Origin of the sequence: Prosthecobacter sp. (assembly GCF_044236155.1) — a bacterium.
In the GTDB taxonomy this organism is placed as follows: domain Bacteria; phylum Verrucomicrobiota; class Verrucomicrobiia; order Verrucomicrobiales; family Verrucomicrobiaceae; genus Prosthecobacter.
In genome coordinates this window covers 39,288-54,734 of the sequence record NZ_JBIIHA010000023.1, presented here as the reverse complement: position 1 = coordinate 54,734, position 15,447 = coordinate 39,288, and the positions used below count along the sequence as shown (strand labels likewise).

10 protein-coding genes are annotated in these 15,447 nt (G+C 61.2%); 8 read left to right on the top strand and 2 right to left on the bottom strand.

Translation table 11 applies throughout. From position 1 onward, the window contains the following. Positions 1–17 precede the first annotated feature (17 nt). Complete coding sequence (locus tag ACILSE_RS17635; protein ID WP_395718741.1) at positions 18–218, top strand: hypothetical protein; 201 nt, start codon at positions 18–20, stop codon at positions 216–218. Continuing rightward, entirely contained in the window at positions 202–3,843 is a 3,642-nt protein-coding gene (locus ACILSE_RS17630; RefSeq protein ID WP_395718740.1) for an FtsK/SpoIIIE domain-containing protein, read from the top strand. The genes ACILSE_RS17635 and ACILSE_RS17630 overlap by 17 nt, the downstream gene beginning before the upstream one ends. 59 nt (positions 3,844–3,902) lie before the next feature. On the opposite strand, the gene ACILSE_RS17625 is transcribed toward ACILSE_RS17630, so the two are convergent. Beyond that, a complete protein-coding gene (locus ACILSE_RS17625) occupies positions 3,903–7,193 on the bottom strand; it encodes a spermidine synthase (protein WP_395718739.1) in 3,291 nt (1,096 codons plus the stop codon). Between the two features lie 124 nt (positions 7,194–7,317). Between ACILSE_RS17625 and ACILSE_RS17620 the strand changes: the two genes are divergently transcribed. Further along, positions 7,318–7,749, top strand: a complete 432-nt coding sequence (locus tag ACILSE_RS17620) for a hypothetical protein (protein WP_395718738.1) — start codon at positions 7,318–7,320, stop codon at positions 7,747–7,749. Positions 7,750–7,756: 7 nt separating this feature from the next. Here ACILSE_RS17620 and purQ read toward each other — a convergent pair whose 3' ends face one another. After that, positions 7,757–8,467: a phosphoribosylformylglycinamidine synthase I gene (purQ, locus tag ACILSE_RS17615; RefSeq protein ID WP_395718737.1), complete on the bottom strand. Its 711-nt coding sequence runs from the start codon at positions 8,465–8,467 to the stop codon at positions 7,757–7,759. Between the two features lie 95 nt (positions 8,468–8,562). On the opposite strand from purQ, the gene ACILSE_RS17610 reads away from it, so the two are divergent. The 5 genes from ACILSE_RS17610 (at position 8,563) to ACILSE_RS17590 (ending at position 15,430) form a co-directional block, all read left to right on the top strand. Further along, the gene (locus ACILSE_RS17610; RefSeq protein WP_395718736.1) at positions 8,563–9,075 is read left to right on the top strand and encodes a hypothetical protein; all 513 of its coding nucleotides are present in this window, start codon (positions 8,563–8,565) and stop codon (positions 9,073–9,075) included. Between the two features lie 12 nt (positions 9,076–9,087). Continuing rightward, positions 9,088–10,188 (top strand): DNA-processing protein DprA, encoded by a 1,101-nt coding sequence (dprA, locus tag ACILSE_RS17605; RefSeq protein ID WP_395718735.1) that lies wholly within the window; start codon positions 9,088–9,090, stop codon positions 10,186–10,188. 58 nt (positions 10,189–10,246) lie between these two features. Then, positions 10,247–12,592, top strand: coding sequence for a DUF1549 domain-containing protein (locus ACILSE_RS17600; RefSeq protein ID WP_395718734.1), 2,346 nt, complete (start codon positions 10,247–10,249; stop codon positions 12,590–12,592). Positions 12,593–12,768: 176 nt separating this feature from the next. Beyond that, positions 12,769–13,044 (top strand): hypothetical protein, encoded by a 276-nt coding sequence (locus ACILSE_RS17595; protein ID WP_395718733.1) that lies wholly within the window; start codon positions 12,769–12,771, stop codon positions 13,042–13,044. 106 nt (positions 13,045–13,150) lie between these two features. Beyond that, the gene (locus tag ACILSE_RS17590; protein WP_395718732.1) at positions 13,151–15,430 is read left to right on the top strand and encodes a PQQ-binding-like beta-propeller repeat protein; all 2,280 of its coding nucleotides are present in this window, start codon (positions 13,151–13,153) and stop codon (positions 15,428–15,430) included. The last annotated feature ends 17 nt before the right edge of the window (positions 15,431–15,447 follow it).

Sequence of the window (15,447 nt, the reverse complement as noted above, 5' to 3'; positions counted from 1 at the left end):
AAAACAAAAATCAGAACATGAATTTGATCCAGACGGCCCGCGAACTCTCCGAACACTGGCACGCCACGAAAACTTCGTGGCGGGACGCCAAGGCGCTGGAGTTTGAAAAGCGTTACCTGGAGCCGCTGCCCGGACTCGTCACCAAAACAGGCGCGGTGATGAACGAACTCGAAGTCCTCCTCAAAAAGATCCGCAAAGATTGTGAGCAATCCCACTGACCTGCGCGCCTCGCGCATTCTCTCACTTTACACCTCGCTCCGCGACAGCATCGCCGTTTTTGCACAGCGCGGCGAGCAGATCGCCCGGGAAATACGTTCCCGGCGCTACACAGCCGAGCAAAACCACCTCCAGCAACTCGAAGCTTTCGACACTCAGCACAGCGAGTCACTCGCCGAGACTGCTGCGCAGTGGGATCAATACGCGGAGGCCATCCGCGCACGCCATGCCGCCCGCGACGCCGCATTCAAGCGCTACGAAGACCGCATCAAGCGCGACCTTCCGGCCATGACGCAGAAGGAGCGTGAACGCTGGCTCGGCAAACAGCAGATACGCCGTGTGCAGGCCGACGCGGCCCGCAAACGCGGTTTGCAGCAGGCCGACGACGTGGCCACCGCCCTGCTCGACCGGCTTACCACGGCCAAGGACCGTCTGCTGGCCGTTTTGAAGGCGACAGGAGAACGCCTGACCCGCAAAAGCACGCCGCAGGCCGAGGGACTGCTCTCGCTCGCCGAGCTTCCGGCACGTGTGGAGATCGTCGAGGCGCAGGCATTGAGTCTGGAAGAGCAGCTCGCCTCCGGCAAAAGCTCCGGCCTGCTCAAGATGTTCTCCAAACCCAGCGTTGACCTGAAGCAGTTGTCCCAGGCGGTGGCAGATTACGAATGCTGCATCGAAGAGTTGAACCTCGCGCGTGAAAAAGAGGCGGCCCGTCTGCAGGCCGAGTTCGAGGCCACCGACGCGGAGGTCAGCGCCGATTGGGGGAAGGTGGAGGAAGTGGCCGAGAAGTTCCGCGCCGCGATGCTCAAACGGCTCGCCACTCAGATTCCTGCTTGCCTGGCCCGCAACGAACGCCTGCTGGCCCGCAACTTGCAGCGCTTCGACGCGCAGAAAGCCGCAAGCCTGGCCGAATACAGCAGTCCGGTCGCACTGCAGCGCCAGCTACTGATCGAGCAGCATGTCGCCGCGCTGAGCGCGATGCAGTCGGCCGCTGACAAACGCTGGGCCGACCTCGAAACCGAGTGGCAGGCCAAAATCCCCGATTTGCTCGCTCAAATCGACGAAGCAGCCCAAATCACCGCCTCGCCGTGGAGCGCGGATTACACCGCGCCGACGACTTTTCCGCCGCACAGCCGTTTCGCGGAGCTAAAGCTCGATTTGAGCAAGGAGGCCGCCATTTTCGACAAAGACACGCCGCTGAGCCTCGCGGGTCACGAGCACGTTTCGCTGCCGCTGGCACTGACCTTCCCTCAAGAAGCCTCGCTGCTCATCGAAACGGATGACGACGGCGGCAAGTGGGTGCCGGAAGTGATGAACAGCCTCATCTTCCGCATCCTGAAAACCGCACCGCCCGGAAAGGCGCACTTCACCATCATCGACGCCGTCGGTTTGGGGCAAAATTTTGCCGGCTTGATGCATCTGGCCGATTACGAGCCTGCGCTCATCAATCGCCGCATCTGGACGCAGCGCGATCACATCGAAGAACGCCTCCAGGAGCTCAACGAGCACGTTGAGAAGGTCATCCAGATGTACCTTCGCAACGAATACGCGACGATCACCGAGTACAACGAGCAGGCCGGCAGTGTGGCGGAGAAGTATCACTTCCTCGTCATCGCGGGACTGCCCGCAGGCTTCAGCGAAAGCGCCATGTCGCGGCTGAAAAGCATCCTCGCCAGCGGACCGCGCTGCGGTGTCTTCACGCTCGTGCATTGGGATCGCCGTCAGGCGTTGCCGGAAGGCCTCAGCGCCGAAGATTTGCGCAAATTCACCGTCCGTCTCGTCCGCGAAAAAGGCGTGGTGAGCTTTGGCGGCATTTCCACGCTTCAACTCGATCCTTTTGTCAGCGACGAAATCGCGGCGGACCTTGCGCATCAGATCGGACAGGCCAGCATCGATTCGAATCGCGTGCAGGTGCCGTTCTCCGTCGTCGCGCCGAAGGAAATGTGGAGCGAAAGCACCACCAACGAGCTGCGCATCGCCATCGGCCGCACCGGAGCCACAAAGCTGCAAATGCTCGCCATCGGCAAAGGCACGAAACAGCACGCGTTGCTCGCCGGGAAGACTGGCTCCGGCAAATCGACGCTGCTGCACATCATCATCACGAATCTCGCGCTCACGTGCAGCCCGGACGAGATCGAGTTCTACCTCATCGACTTCAAAAAAGGTGTCGAGTTCAAGTGCTATGCCGATGCGAAACTGCCGCACGCCAAAGTCATCGCCATCGAGAGCGATCGCGAATTCGCGCTGAGCGTGCTGCAACGCATCGACGAGGAATTGAAACGCCGAGGCGAGCTTTATCGCAAACTCGGAGCGCAGGATTTGGCCGGATACAAAAAAGCAGGCGGCACGGAGCCGATGCCGCGCAGCATGCTCATCATCGACGAGTTCCAGGAGTTCTTCGTCGAGGACGATTCGGTGGCTCAAGGAGCCGCGCTGCTGCTCGACCGCATCGTGCGTCAGGGTCGTGCGTTCGGCATTCACGTCTTCCTCGGCTCACAAACGCTCGGTGGAGCCTACACGCTCGCCCGCACCACTTTGGGCCAGATGGTCATCCGCATCGCGTTGCAATGCAACGAGACCGATGCCGCGCTCATCATGGATGAAGGCAACGTCGCCGCACGGATGCTCTCGCGGCCCGGTGAAGGCATCTACAACGACGCTGCGGGCGCTTTGGAGGGCAATTCGCCTTTCCAAGTCGTCTGGCTCACGGATGAAGAACGCGACGAAAATCTCGCCAAAGTGGCCGCGCTCGCTCAAACACGCGGATTCGGCAAAAAACGTCCCATCGTCTTCGAAGGCAACATGCCGGCCGATGTTCGCGACAATTTACTGCTGGCCGCCGCGCTCGAAAATCCGCCTGCGAAGGCTCCTGCTGATCCCCGCGTCTGGCTGGGCCTCCCGAACGCCATCAAAGGCCCCACCGATGCGATGTTCCCGCGACAGAGCGGCCGTCACTTGCTGCTCGTGGGCCAGAACGACGAAGCCATCGCCGCTATCATGGGCCTAGCGATGATCGGACTCACCGCGCAGCATCCTCGCGACAAAGCGCCTGCGTTTTATCTGATCCACGGAGCTTTGGCGGAAACGCGAGAGTTCGACTTCCTCGAAGCCGCCGCCAAGAAGGCGCATGCGAAGGTTACGCAAGGTCATGAAGCTCCCGACTTCATCGCCGAGGTCCACGCCGAGATGAAACGCCGGAGCGATGAAGGCAGTGCGGGCGATCCGCCGATCTTCCTGCTCGTCCACGGCCTGCAAAAGTTCCGCAAGCTGCGCTACGAGGAGGATTTCTCCTTCGGTGGCGACGACTCGCCGAAACCCGGCAATCAGCTCAACGAAATCATCAACGAAGGCCCGCCGCTCGGCATCCACCTCATCACCAGCCTCGACACGCTGAACAACATCCAGCGCTGCCTCAGCCGCAAGGCGCTGAGCGAGCTCGGCATGCGCGTCCTCTTCCAAATGAGCGCCAACGACAGCGCCAGCTTGATCGACTCCCCCAAAGCCGGTTCGCTGGGCCTGAATCGCGCGCTGTTTTACTCCGAGCACGAGTCACGGATGGAGACTTTCCGGCCGTTTGCGCTGCCGGGGGGGGATTGGGTGGCGCAGCAAGCACGACCAACGTCAGGATGAACCTGGTTACCGTTCTTGAGCTGATTAGCGCGATTAGAAAATGATGAACAAACCGGGTGTCAGCGCCGGGTGTCGGACGCCTGCGACCCAACGACCATTTCCTTCCCAGAAGAGGTGTTTTCGGTGGCTTTGTTCACTTGGACGACAAACGGAGGGGATTCGCCACCCATCTTGCCGCCCTGGTCGAGGAAGCGGTTGAGGTCGGCCATGGCGGCCTTAAAGCGTGGATCGCCGGCTCGCATGAAGGCGGCGACGCGAAGTGTAAGGGCACGACCATTCCACGGATAAGGCTGGCCGAGGCTTTCGACGGCGGCGAGCTGCTGCGGGACATTCAGGACCATGGCCATCTCGCAGCGTATGCCGAGGCGGACACTGCGCGCGACCTGGACGGGGTAAGGACGGTCAAGCTTCTCGAAGATCCTCATGAAGCGGGGATCCTGCACCACGGCTTGGTTCGTTCTGACGTATTCGCTGAGAAGGTAGAGGGCCCCCTTGACGAGGACGAGGCGGCACCAAGGCACCTTTATGAGATGGTCGAGGCCGTGTTCGATGTGCATGAGCGCCTCGGAGGGCTTGTTCTGCACATGGCAGGTGATGGCGCGGAGGAAATGCGCGTCCACGGCGGAAACCGGCACGATGGCGTCGATGGCCGCGAAGGCGTCGGGATCTCCCGTGCGCGCTTTTGCATGAGCAAGGAGTACGCGGTCGGCCAACACAGGAGAGGCGGGCGCAGGAGCGGCGAGGTGGTCGGAATAGCGCTGCCTCCAGAAGGAGCGCAGATGCTCCACTCGTGCACGAACATCCGCAGGGGCATTCGCAGGCAAAACTTCATCGGAAGCGCTCTCCCACAAGCGGCCTGGCATGTGAAGCCGCTCGGCGAGGTAGCGCTCCGTGTCGATTGGCGCGTCCACTTTCGGCAGATGGCAACCGGCACGAGTGGCCGCACGGGCGAGGTCGAGCGAGCAGTTGGATTGTTTCGCCACACTGCGGGCGAAGCTGAACTCCAGGCGGTTCATGTCGTCGGTGTTCACCGTTCTCGTGTCGGCGGCGATGGCGGCGCAGTAGTCACTGTTCGCCACGCAGCCGGCGAGGAAACCTTCTGCCGTGTCGGTTTTCCAGAAGCGACGCAGCGCCTCGGCCATGGGCTCGATTTTGACGCGCTGGCGGATGGAGTCGAGCGACCAAGGCGTGTCCTCGTTCGAACAGACGAGAAGCATGTCCACGGTCTGTGTGGCCCAGACCTCGACTTTCGGAAAAACTTGGCGCAATGTGGTGATGACGGTGCTGATGGTGGCCGGCTCGACCTCGTAACCTTGCAGCCACTGGCAAAAAATGCCGCCCTTGTTCATGCGCTGGCTGGCATTGGTATAAAATTCACGCGTGTAGAGGTTCGCCACTCCGGCGCGGCAGGGATTCGAGGGCTCGGAGACAATGAGATCGTAGTTTTCGCCCTTGGTGAGCAGGAATTCGCGCGCATCGCCGGTGATGTTGTTCACGCGTGGATGCTTCATCGCGTTGCGGCTCACGGGATCGAAGAACACGGCCACCTTGCGAATTTCCTCCTCAAGTTCGAGCACATCCACACGCTGCATGCCTGGCACGTCGGCCAGCCATCCTGCCGTGGTGCCGGTGCCCAGCCCGACGACGCAGGCGTTCCGCGGATTCGGATGCAAAACGGCCCCAGTGATGCCGAGCATGACCTGCGTGCCAGCGTCGTCCACCGCGGAGCCGTCACTCTTGCCATTCGTCAGAAACGCATACTGCGATCCTTCGACGACGGCGACACTGGTCTCGCGCCCGTCATAAGCCTGCACGAGCGAACGCCGCGCATCGCGCAGCCAGCTTTCCAGCCCCATGGCGGTGCGGTAGTTGTCCTTCACGCGGCCATAGCCGATGGGCGTGTGCATCCATGCGGCTGTCGGCCCCGTGACACCGAACGCAAAGAAGCCGCACACGACCAGCGAAGCGAGCGCGCAGCGTCCACTCCACGAGAATGCGAAGGCATCCCCTGCCCTGCGGCGGATTTGCAGCCACAGCGACGCGGCCGACATCGTGGCGATCAAAACCGCTGCGAGTACCCAGCAGCCGCGCAATCCGAGCAGCGGCACGAGCAGGAAGCCGCCAAGCAGCGACCCGGAAATGGAGCCAAAGGTGTTCCAAAGATAAGCGCGGCCGAGTTGCTGCCCCACGCCGGCATTTCCCCGCCCCAGCAATGACACGAGCAGCGGAAACTGGATGCCGCTGAGAAGCGAAGGGAAGAACGCGAGCGATCCCATCACCACCGCCCAGCCCAGCGCCATTTGAGCGAGGCCCACGCCGCGCAGGCTGTCGTTCAAGATGAGCGCAAGATGCGCAATGCGGTCCCCCAATGCAAACGGCAGCAACACCGCCAGTGCTTGCAGAGCGGAGACGAGCGTGAAACCAGCGATGCTGGGTTCCGCTTTTTTCAAGATGAGCGAGTAAAGCAACCCGCCGATGCCCATGCCTGCAAGCACGACACACAGCACGAGGCCAAAACCATAAACCGAGCCGCCGAGCAGCGGCGTGGAGACGCGATACCAGACGAGCTCCGCGACGAAGAAGGTGAAACCGCTCATGAAGGCCGCCGCCAGCACGAAGGAGGCCGGTGCCTTCGCGGCGACACGCTCTTCGTCGGCTGTCTCGCTCTCAGCAGACGGTTGGCGCGGATCTTTCTCCTGGAACATCGAGATCGCTCCCGCCGCGAGCGCGATTGCCAGATTCGCCAGCACCGCGATGGTCAGCGCTCCCCGGTTTCCCAGCGTCGGCAGCAGCCAGAATGTGCTCAAAACCGCCCCCGTCACCGCCCCGGCGATGTTGATGCCATAAAAGAACGCGGTGATCGAGCGGCGCGGATCGTCATCACGCTGCGCGAACTTCATGGCCGCCGGCAGCGTGCCGCCCATCAGGAAACAAGGCAGTCCGAGCACCAGCACCGTCATGAGCAGTTGCAGGCAGGTCGCCCAACCGAGCCCCATGCCCGCCGTGCCGCCTGTTTTCAGATAAAGCGAACGAGCCAGCCCCAGCATCATCGGCGAAACCGCCGCCGCGAGGGCGATCCCCACCTCCAGCCGCGCATAAAATCGAAACGGCCGCCCCACACGCTCGACCCAGCCGCCAAACAGCTTCCCGCCGAACCCGAGTCCCGCCATGAACACCGCCACCACCGCCGCCGCCGCCGGAGCCGCCCCGCCAAACACGAGCCGAAACTCCCGCAGCCAGACCGTCTGGTAAATCAGCGAGCAGAAGCCCGACAAAAACAGGATCAAAGCCAACGTTAACTGGGTGAGCTGAACACGTGCTGGGGAGGCAACAGGAGTGGTCGAGGTCATAAATAAAGGTTAATTAACGGGTAATTTATATAATAACCATAACTTTACAAATAAATTATGACTCTTGGCCGACTTTCTGACTTCCGCCTATGTCTTGCCGCAGCGCCGGCTATAGGTTCGGATCATGAAGACCCCATTCCTGCTCGCCTGCCTGTTATTGCCAAGTTTGAGCGGCTGCACGCACGACTCTTGGAGGCAAGCCTTCTCGGCCAGGGTGCTCACGGTCTCCTACGACGACCTCGGCACTGAGGCGATGGTCAGCCCCGTTTTGGGACCTCGCGGGACCGACCCGCAAATCGTGGTTCGGCAGGGGGCTACGAACCCGCAAAGCACCCCGCGTTGCCTGAACGCGCACGAGGGCTTGCTCATGCTCCGCCGAAACTCCCGCAACCTTCCACGCACTGCGGAAAACGAACCGCTGCAGCGGCGGATGAAATCCGCCTACGACCGGCTATACCATTACTACAATCAGAGGCGGGACGCGTTTCTCGCAGTGCCTGCCTTCGGTGGACGTGGCTCCATGACCATGATGCCACCCGTGCCGCCATCACTTTAAAAAGCGATCAATTCAGCGCCTCACGTGCCGACTGGAACAGGTAATGCCCCCAGCCGTGCTGCGTGTCGCCGCTCCAGTCCGGGTCGTAATGCTGGCTTTTGAAGATGAAGCGCTCCGGATGCGGCATGAGGCCGAACACACGGCCGGTATCGTCCTGCAAACCCGCGATGGAAGCGGTGGAGCCGTTCACGTTGTTCGTGTAAAGCAGTGCCGCATGGCCGGATTTCACGTATTTCGCGGCGTCTTCTCCTTCCGTGACAAGGCGGCCTTCCGCATGCGCAATAGGCAGCTCAAAGGTTTCCGGCAGCTTCGTGAGGTAGGGGCTCTTTTTGGCCGTGGTCTTCTTCAAACCAACCCACTGGCACATGAAACGGCCGCTGGTGTTGTGGATCAGGCTACCCTTTGGCAGAAGATCGAGCTGCGTGAGGATCTGGAAACCGTTGCAGATGCCGAGAGCATAGCCGCCCTTGTCCACGAAGGACTTCAAGCGGTCGCCCAGCCTTGATTTCGTGATGAGCTGCGCGATGCGGCCGGACATCACATAGTCCCCGTAGCTGAAGCCGCCGGAGAACACGATCATCTGCGCCTTGTCGAGCGCTGAAGGCTCCAGTAGCGCCACCGGCAGCACCTCCGTGCTAAATCCCGCCGCCTCCAGCGCACGGGCGGTTTCAGCGTCACAATTCGTTCCGGGAAATTTCAAAAGCAGGGCGTGGGGCATGGCGGATTCGTCCCCGCATCTAGGCCAAGCCGGTGCCGCATGCAACCGCTTTGCCCGGTTGCGGATGCTGTCTGATGCACTAGCTTTCGCGCATCATGTTCAAAGACCTCTTTTCTCCCACGAACACCTTTATCTACGGCTTCGTGCTGTGCGGCATCTTCCTGGCGCAGTCGTGGTGGGCTCATTTCAAGACCAAGCGCGAGCTGAAGCGCTACAAAGGCATGCTCAGCGACAAGCTAGAACTCGAGTCCAAGCAAAGCCAGGACGTGAAGAAGGAGCAGGCTTCTTTGAAACAGGAAAATGAAAACCTCCGCATGCAGGTCGCCCGCCTCAACGAGCGCCCCGACAACAAGCTCCAGCGTGAGCTCGAAATCCTCGCCCGCGCCGAGAAGCAGATGGTCATCAGCGCGCCCGGCTTCGCCCCGGCTTGGGAAATGGCCAAGTCCGCCGCGCTGAGCCAGCTTGAGGAGGAGGAAAAGGGGAAATCCTTCCCGCAGAAAGTCTTCCGCAAGCTCATCGGCTCCGGCTCCACCCAGAGCAATGTCGCACTGCCGGAGTCTGCCGCCGCCGCGGCGAAAAACGGGACGCCCGCCGCCTCTGCCGCCTAATCCGCCGCGCGAATGACCCGCACGGAGGCATACCTCGCCTTGAACCTGCTCCCGCAGGTCGGCCCTGTGCGGGTGCGCAAGCTGCTGCGGCACTTTGGCAGCCCGGAGCGAATCCTCAGCGCAAAAAGCAGCGAGATCGTGCAGGTCGAAGGCTTTGGCAGCGCCCAGGCCGAGGCCATCGCCGGCTGGGAAAGTCAGATCGATCTCGCTGGCGAGCTGAAAAAGATCCGCGAACGCGAGCTCAGCCTCCTCACGCAGGAGGACGAGCTCTATCCGCCCCTTCTGCGTGAGATCCACGATCCTCCGGTCATCCTCTACCTCTGGGGCCGGCTCACCAAGCGCGACCACAACGCCCTCGGCATCGTCGGCAGCCGTCACGCCACGCATTACGGCCTCAGCGCCACGAAAAAACTGGGCTTCCAGGTCGCCTATGCCGGTTACACCGTCGTCAGCGGGCTCGCTCGCGGCATCGACACCACCGCGCATGAGGCCGCGCTCGCCGCGAAAGGCCGCACCGTCGCCGTCATCGGCTCCGGCATCGGCAAGCTTTATCCGCCCGAAAACATGGCCCTCGCCGAGCGCATCGCGCAAAACGGCGCCGTCATCAGTGAATATCCCGTCGATCGCATCGCCGACAAACAGACCTTTCCCTACCGCAACCGCATCGTCTCCGGCTGGAGCTGCGGCTTGATCGTCGTCGAGGCACCGCTGCGCAGCGGATCGCTCATCACCGCGCAGCAGGCCGCCGACCAGGGCCGCACTGTCTATGCAGTGCCAGGCCCCATCGACAAACCCACCTCCGCGGGCTGCAACCGCCTCATTCAACAAGGAGCCAAGCTCATCATGGACGGCGCGGACGTGCTAGATGATCTCATGACCCTCTTCCCCACCGCGCCCAGCGCCCCGAAAATCGAGGAGTCAAAGCCCGCCGCGCCGCTCAGCCTCGACGAAGAAATCCTCTACAACGCCATCGGCACTGACGAGGCCCACATCAATGACATCGTCACCTCCTCCGGCCTCACCACCGGCACCGTAAACGCAACGTTGATGCGCCTCGAAATGAAACGCCTCATCCGCGCCCTGCCGGGCAGAAGATATGTGCGGTTGGTGTGATTGGGTGATGCTTCTTGAAATGGTAAGAGGCCACTCCGGCCAGCGTTCATGAAAACACATGCGCCTCCTGCCCGTCTTACTTCTCACCTCCCACCTCTCACTCTCCCACGCCGTCGATTTCTCGCACGAGATCGTGCCGATCCTTCGCGAGCATTGCGCGGAGTGTCATGCAGGGGACAAGAAGAAGGGCGGGTTCAGCTTCAATGACCGGAAGGCGCTTCTCGAAGGCAGCGAGAATGGCGAGGTGATCAAAAGCGGGCGCTTCATCGAGGTGATGCTTTCCACGGACAGCGATGAGCAGATGCCGCCGAAGGGAAAACGCGTGCCCCCGGAGAAGATCGCGCTGCTGAAGCAGTGGATCGCGGAGGGGATGAAGTGGGAGGACGGGTTTGCGTTCAAGAAACCGGCCTATGAGCCGCCGTTTTTGCCGCGGAAGGTCGTGCTGCCGCAATCAGGGGCCGCGCATCCGATTGATCGTTTGCTGAAGAAAGACCTGCCCAAGGCCTCTGATGCGGCGTTTCTGCGTCGGGCGCATCTCGATTTGATCGGCCTGCTGCCGACGGCGGAGGAGATGGCGGCGTTTGAGAAGAATCCGGATCGCACCAAACTCGTCGAGGCGCTGCTGAAGCGTGACATGGACTACACGGAGCATTGGCTCACGTTTTGGAATGACCTGCTGCGCAATGACTACGGCGGCACGGGTTTTATCACCGGCGGTCGCAAGCAGATCAGCAACTGGCTCTACCGCGCATTGATCGAGAACAAACCCTTCGACCAGTTCGTGCGGGAGCTGATCGCGCCGCCGAATGATGAGAGTCGGGGCTTCATCGATGGCATCAAGTGGCGTGGCGATGTCAGCGCGGGGCAGACGGTGGAGATTCAGTTCGCGCAGAGCGTTTCGCAGTCGTTCCTGGGCATCAACATGAAGTGCGCATCCTGCCACGACAGCTTCATTGATCGCTGGAAACTCGGCGAGGCCTACGGACTGGCCGCGATCTATGCACAGAAGCCGCTGGAGATTCACCGCTGTGACAAACCCATCGGCCAGACCGCCACGGCGGCGTGGTTGTTCCCGGAGATCGGTCAAATCGACGCGAAGGCACCGCCTGCGGACCGCCTGAAGCAACTCGCCGCGCTGATGACGCATGAAAAGAACGGCCGCGTGCCGCGCACCATCGTGAACCGCCTGTGGGCACGCCTGATGGGTCGCGGGATTGTGCATCCGGTGGATGCGATGGGCACGGAGCCGTGGAATGCGGACCTGCTCGATTACCTCGCCGTGTATCTCGTGGAAAGCGGCTGGGATTTGAAGAAGACCCTCGCCCACATCGCCACCTCGCAGGCTTACTCATCGCAGGCGCAGGTCGTGCAGAAAGGCGCGGACGATCACGGCTACGTCTATGCCGGTCCGCGTGCCAAACGGCTCACGGCAGAGCAATTCGTGGACGCCGTATGGCAACTCACCGGTGCCGCGCCGACGAAGATGGACGCCAATGTGCTGCGCGGAAAAGTCGATCCCGCTTTGGCGAAGAAGATCACCGTCAAAGGCCAGTGGATCTGGAGCGACAACCTCAAACCCGCTGCAGGCGAGACCATCACGCTGCGCAAAACCATCCAGCTCGACTCCGATCCCGCCAGCTCCAGCGCCGTGATGACCTGCGACAACGAATACATCCTCTACGTCAACAACCGCAAGATCAGCGAGAGCACCGACTGGACGAAATTCGCCGCTGTGCCGCTGCAAACAGCGCTGAAGAAAGGTCAGAACGTCATCCTCGCCGTCGCCAAGAATGCGGGCAAAGGCCCGAACCTCGCCGCTTTCTTCTTCGATGCCCGCGTGCGTGATGACAAAGGCCAGGAAACCATCATCGCCAGCGATGACACTTGGGAATGGACCTCCGCCGTCCCCGGCGGCAAGGAAGGCCGCCTCGGCCAGTTCCAGCCGAAGGACTGGAAAAAAGCCCGCATCGTCCAGCCCATCGCCGCGTGGACGACTGCGCTCAATCAACAAGCCCCGATGCTCCTCGCCCAAGGCGCCACAGCGAACGGCATGATGGTCCGCGCTTCATTGATGAAGTCGGATTTCCTCATGCGCACGCTTGGAAGGCCGAATCGCGATCAAATCGTCACCGAGAGGCCGAATGAGCTCTCCACGCTCGAAGCGATTGATTTGGCGAATGGCAGCCTGTTGGCCCAGAACCTCGAAAAAGGCGCGAAACGCCTGCTGGAGCTTCAAAAGCCCGATTTGGTCGCCGAACTCTACCGCCACGCCCTGAGCCGAAATCCATCCGAAGCCGAAAAAGCCCTCGCCAAGGAAATCCTCGGCGAAAAACCGACGCAGCAAGGCATCGAGGACCTGCTGTGGTCCGTGTGCATGCTGCCGGAGTTTCAGGTCGTCAGGTGATGCATCCCAAGAAAGCGGCTTTTGGGGCGTGAGGTCGGTATCATGCACCGCAAAGCCGTTCGCCTCCTCGGACTCACTCTTCTGCTACTCTCGGCGGCAGGCATCTTCTTCAAGCTGGAGTTCCCACCTTCCTCGCACTCAACCTATTCGACCGAGACGGCTTCAACTATTCGAAAATGGATGAATCCCAGAGTCTTGGAAACAATGAAGCGGAGAATGCATCAGCACCACCACCGGGTGATGACAAAGCTGCCAGCCAAAAGAAGGGTATGCAGTTATGGGTCAGACGATGGTTGCTGCCGTCCAGACTTGGCGGATCATTTGCCATTGCCAGCGCCAATCGGCAGATCCACGGAGCCACTGATGAAAATGCTGCCGGAGTTTCAGGTGGTGCGGTGAGAGACATGGAGACATCAGCCACACTGCAAGATGCCGGGCGCGGGTGCCGTTGAGCGTGTCCCCCGTTGCCGTACGTGCCGCCTCCCTTGCGAAAGGTATGAAAATCGCATTGAAGCGCGGCCCGTGCTCACGATGTTTCTTTGATCTATTTCCAACCCCATGCACCCTCGCCTCGTCCTCTCCGCCCTCGGCTTTCTGCTTTCTGCACCGGCTCTTTTTGCCAATGACTGGACCAACTGGCGCGGACCGTTGCAAAACGGCGTGTCGCTGGAGCATTACACGAAGCCCGGCAAGCTGGCGGACGCCCCCGCGTGGACCTACGATGCCCGCAGCCGCGGCACGCCGGTGATTTGCGACGGCAAAGTGATCCTCTGGGGCTACAAAGGCGAGACAACCGACCTCATCGAGCTGCTGACCTGCCTGGATGCGAAGACGGGGAAAAAACTCTGGGAGCATGAGCTACCCGACTACCTGAGCGACTCGATCTACAACCGCTACTCCATCGGCGCGCCTACGATAGACCCGGTGACGAAGCGCATCTACCTCGTCAGCAACGCAGGGACTTTCTACTGCTTCGAATTTGACGGGAAGAAGGTCTTCGAACTGCCGCTCATGGAAGACCTTGGTCGCATGACCTTCCCGAACAGCCGCGTGGGCAGTCCTGTGATCGAGGGCGACCTGGTGCTGGTGCATTTCATCTTCTCCAACTGGGGCGCTGACGGCCCTGCGGCAGACCGCATCTACGGCTTCGACAAGAAGACCGGCGAACTCGTCTGGTGGACGCTGCCCGGCGTCTCGCCGCCTGTGGACAGCTCATTCTCCACGCCGGTGCTCGAAACCCGCGACGGCAAACGCGTCGCCTACTTCACCACCGGCTGCGGCCACATCGTCTGTGTGAATGCGCGCAACGGAAAGCCCTACTGGAAGTTTCCCATCTGCAAAAACGGCGTGAACCCCAGCGTCGTGCTGCACAAGGGCAACCTCATCGCCATCCACAACGACGAGAACGTCGATTCCTCCGAGAAGGGCCGCATGCTCTGCATCAAGCTGCCGGAGAAGCTCACCCCGCCCGTGCCTCCCGCCACCGAATCGGCCACACTCGAGCCCGGTGTCGAAGTCTGGCGCAATCCGATCGGTGCGACGAGCAGCTCGCCCGTGGTTGTCGGCGACGTGATCTACCAACTCACCGACGGCGCGGAGCTTTATGCGATCAATGCGAACACCGGTGCTGACATCTGGAAGTTGAAGCTCAGCAACGCCAACCTGCACTCCTCGCCGCTCTACGTTGATGGCTTGATCTACTGCCCGATGATGGAAGGCAAGCTCGTGATAGTGAAGCCTGGCGAAAAGGCCGGCGAGGTCGTCCAGGAGATCAAACTCGAAGGCGAGTGTCTCGGAGCACCAAGCTTGTGCGATGGCGTGCTTTACGTCACCACCACCCAGAAGCTGTATTCTTTCCCCATTCCGAACAGTGGCATCAAGACCGATGCCTCGCCCGTCGTCGAGATTCCGAAGGCTGGCAAAGCCGTCGCCTTGCAGATCATCCCTGCTGAAACTGTGATCATGGCCGGTGAAAAACAATCCTTCCGCATCCGCAGCGTTGATGCGAACGGCTTCGTCGTCAGCGAGGACGTGAAGGGTGTGAAGTGGGAATCCTTCATCCCGCCCACCGCGAAGGTGAAGGCCACGATGGACGCGAAGTTCAACGACGCAGGCGAGCTCGTCGTCGCACCCGATGCGAAGATCAGCGCCGGCGCGTTCAAAGGCACCGCGCCAGATGGACTCTTCGGCACCATCCGTGGTCGCGCACTGAAAAACCTGCCCATCACCGAGGACTTCGAAGGCTACACGCTCACCGAGGAGTTCCCGGTCGATCCGCAGAACAATCCCGCCTATAAATTCGCCTACCCGCCGCTGCCGTGGATCGGAGCCCGCTTCAAATTCCAGGTCATGGAAAAGGACGGCAACAAGGTCTTCGGCAAGAGCTTTGACCGCCTGCTCTTCCAGCGTGCCAGTGTCTTCATCGCCCCCTCGCATCTGAAGAACTATACCATGCAGGCCGACGTGCTCACCGAGGGGAACGCCCGCTCGAAGTCCGACATCGGCTTCATCCACCAGCGCTACCTCATCTGCCTGCGCGGCAACGCCGGAAAACTCGAAGTGTCCTCGAATTTGGAGCGCTTGAAGCAGGAAGTGCCCTTCAAGCTCACCGCCAACAAATGGTACACCTTCAAAACGAGCGTGAATGCCAGTGCCGTTGGCTCCGGCGTCGTGCAGGCCAAAGTCTGGGAAAAAGGTGCCGCCGAACCCGCCGCCTGGACCATCGAGGTGAAGCTGCCCCGCGTTCACCAGAGCGGCTCCCCCGGCCTCTTCGGCTTTACCCCGCTCAACCAGCGCCGCATGTACATCGACAACCTGAGTGTCGTGCCGAACAAGTGACTCACGCTCGCTTCGCG